The 2,717-nt window shown below is 57.1% G+C and carries 2 protein-coding genes and 1 pseudogene; 1 reads left to right on the forward strand and 2 read right to left on the reverse strand.

Annotation, left to right across the window (positions count from 1 at the left end):
- Window positions 1-341: pseudogene (locus AQS70_RS09430) on the forward strand (histidine kinase); the annotation flags it as partial.
- A 138-nt stretch (window positions 342-479) separates the two neighbouring features.
- On the opposite strand, the gene AQS70_RS09435 reads toward AQS70_RS09430, so the two are convergent.
- On the reverse strand, window positions 480-1,184 hold the full coding sequence (locus tag AQS70_RS09435) for a PqiC family protein (protein WP_187331800.1): 705 nt from the start codon (window positions 1,182-1,184) through the stop codon (window positions 480-482).
- Window positions 1,185-1,355: 171 nt separating this feature from the next.
- A partial coding sequence (locus AQS70_RS09440) for a DNA gyrase subunit A (protein ID WP_277620584.1) occupies window positions 1,356-2,717 on the reverse strand: 1,362 nt, incomplete at its 5' end.

The raw sequence follows: 2,717 nt of genomic DNA on the forward strand, positions 1-2,717 counted from the left end.
TGCTGCGCGCCCTGGGTCATGCCTTGCAGATCGAAGTCGCGGACAGCGGCATCACCTTGCAACTGCAACTGGGTCTGGTGTTAGGCGAAGGTTTGAACGGCATGAGCCAGATCGACCTATTGCTGACAGAGACGGCACAAGACGCCTTGGCACTGTCGCAACACAGCCGCAACCTGCTGTTGGTGGAGCGCAAAATCAGCGACGACGCATTGATTCGTCAACGTGCCCGCATCCGCCCAATTGCCAGCCCAGAAGGTGCCTGCTGCGTTGAGCGCTTAATGGAACCTTACCCGTCCATGCTCGAACGCCAACTGGCGCGCATGCACGAGAACCGCGATTAAGGCCTGAGCACTAGGCTGCGGTCTTTGTTTTTAAAGATCAAAAGATCGCGAGCAAGCTCTCTCCAGAAAGCAGAAACAGCGCCGACGATACAAAAAAATCCCGCACATGTGCGGGATTTTTTGTTTTCGGCCATCACCTCAGAAACGAAACACTTCCATATCCGTACGAATCGGTGAAGCTGTCGGAATCTTTGGCCTGTTCACATCCTGCTTGGGCGCTGGCTTAGGGTCGGGCTTGCGCGGCTCAATCAATGGCGGCTGGTTGGCCAATGGCTTGAGCGCCACCGTCAGTTGCTCACTCAACTGTTGCAATAACTCGCCCTGAGCTTTGACTTGGTCAGCCGTGCTGCCATCGTGCTTTTGTTCCAGATGGACCATGCGGCTGTCACGCACTTGCCCACGACGATCAAGCAAACGCCATTGGGCGTCGAGAATCGCCGGTTGGTTTTTACCCGAATCCAAGCGTGTGATCGACAACAGCACTTGGACGTCCGGCGCAAAGCCCGCCGTCGCCGGAGGCAATACAACGCGCTGGCTGTCTAGACGCCATGCAAGCTGGCGTACCAGCAATTGATCAATATCGGACGACAAACTGCCCGCCCAACGACCATCGGTCGCCGCGCTCAGGCTGCCATCGGCTTGACGCTGCAACAGGGTTTCTCGTTGCAGGTAATCGGCCAAGGTGACCGGACCAAGGAGTACGGCCATGCCAGCGCTTTGTTTCGGCTGGCCGGGGTTGCCGCTGTCCAGTTGGTACAAAGACGCCGGCTGGTGCACGCTGCACCCTGCCAAGCCCAGTACTCCGGCCAGCAACGCAATTAAAGGAAGGCGCAGAACGTTCATCATTCCATCCAGGTGGCTGCCACTTGGCACACCACAGTGTCATTCTCAGAAAATTTTGGAGCACATCGCCATTAGCTGTGCGAATGAGCGCCATATCATCCGCGAATATTCAGCACGACTCCAGCGCCGCAACGCCGATCCACATGAAAAAAAGCAGATCGGCGTACTCAGCTAGTTAGGCGTCTCAACCAACAACGCGTCTACACGCTGGAAGCCACGCGGCAACTTGTTACCTCGCCGCCCACGATCACCTTTGTAGTGTTCGAGGTCATCCGCCTTAAGAGATAAGGTCCGCTTACCCGCCTGCAACACCAACGTGGCATTGGCCGGCAGTACGGCGATATCGGTGACGTACTCTTCGCGACTGGCCACCCGCTCACCTGGGATGCCAATGATCTTGTTGCCCTTACCCTTACCCAACTGCGGCAAATCACTTATTTTGAAGATCAACAATCGTCCTTCGGTGGTCACCGCGGCCAATCTGTTGTTTTCTCGATCAGCCACAGGGCGCGGCAGCATCACTTGCGACCCTTTGGGCAGGGTCAACAGCGCTTTACCGGCTTTGTTTTTGGCTTGCAGGTCTTCACCTTTCACCACAAAACCGTAACCGGCATCAGACGCGATGACATACAGCGCATCGTCTTCGGGCATCAACACGCACTCAAAGGTGGCGCCCGGCGGCGGGGCTAAGCGCCCCGTCAACGGCTCGCCCTGACCACGGGCAGACGGCAAGGTGTGCGCCGCCACCGAGTAGCTGCGCCCCGTGGAGTCGATAAACACCGCAAATTGGTTGGAACGCCCCGCCGCCGAGGTTTTATAACCATCCCCCGCTTTATAGGACAAACCGGTCGCGTCTAGATCGTGACCTTTACCGCAACGTACCCAGCCCTTTTCAGACAACACAACGGTGACGGCTTCGGTCGGAATCAGCTCGTTTTCTGACAGAGCTTTGGCTTCTGCACGGGACACAATCGGCGAACGACGATCATCGCCATAGGTTTGGGCATCGGCCAGCAACTCGCTACGCACCAACTTTTTCAGCTTGGCTTCGCTGCCCAACAAGGTTTGCAGCTTGGCTTGCTCTTTGCGCAACGCGTCTTGCTCGGCGCGCAGCTTCATCTCTTCAAGGCGGGCCAGTTGACGCAGGCGCGTGTCGAGGATGTAGTCGGCCTGCGTTTCGGTCAGCGCAAAGCGGGCAATCAGCTCAGCCTTAGGGTGTTCCTCGGTACGAATAATGTGGATCACTTCGTCGAGGTTCAGGTAGGCGGTCAGCAAGCCGTCCAACAGGTGCAGGCGGCGCTCGACTTTATCAAGACGGAACTGCAAGCGACGGCGCACGGTGTTGACCCGGAACTCCAGCCACTCAACCAGCAAAGCGCGCAGGTTTTTCAGTTGCGGCTTGCCGTCCAGACCGATGATGTTGATGTTGACCCGGAAGGTCGACTCCAATTCAGTCACGGCGAACAAGTGCTGCATCAGTTCATCGACGTCCACCTTGTTGTTACGCGGGATGATCACGATGCGGCACGGGTT

The sequence above is a fragment of the Pseudomonas endophytica genome (assembly GCF_001411475.1).
Classification (GTDB): Bacteria; Pseudomonadota; Gammaproteobacteria; order Pseudomonadales; family Pseudomonadaceae; genus Aquipseudomonas; species Aquipseudomonas endophytica.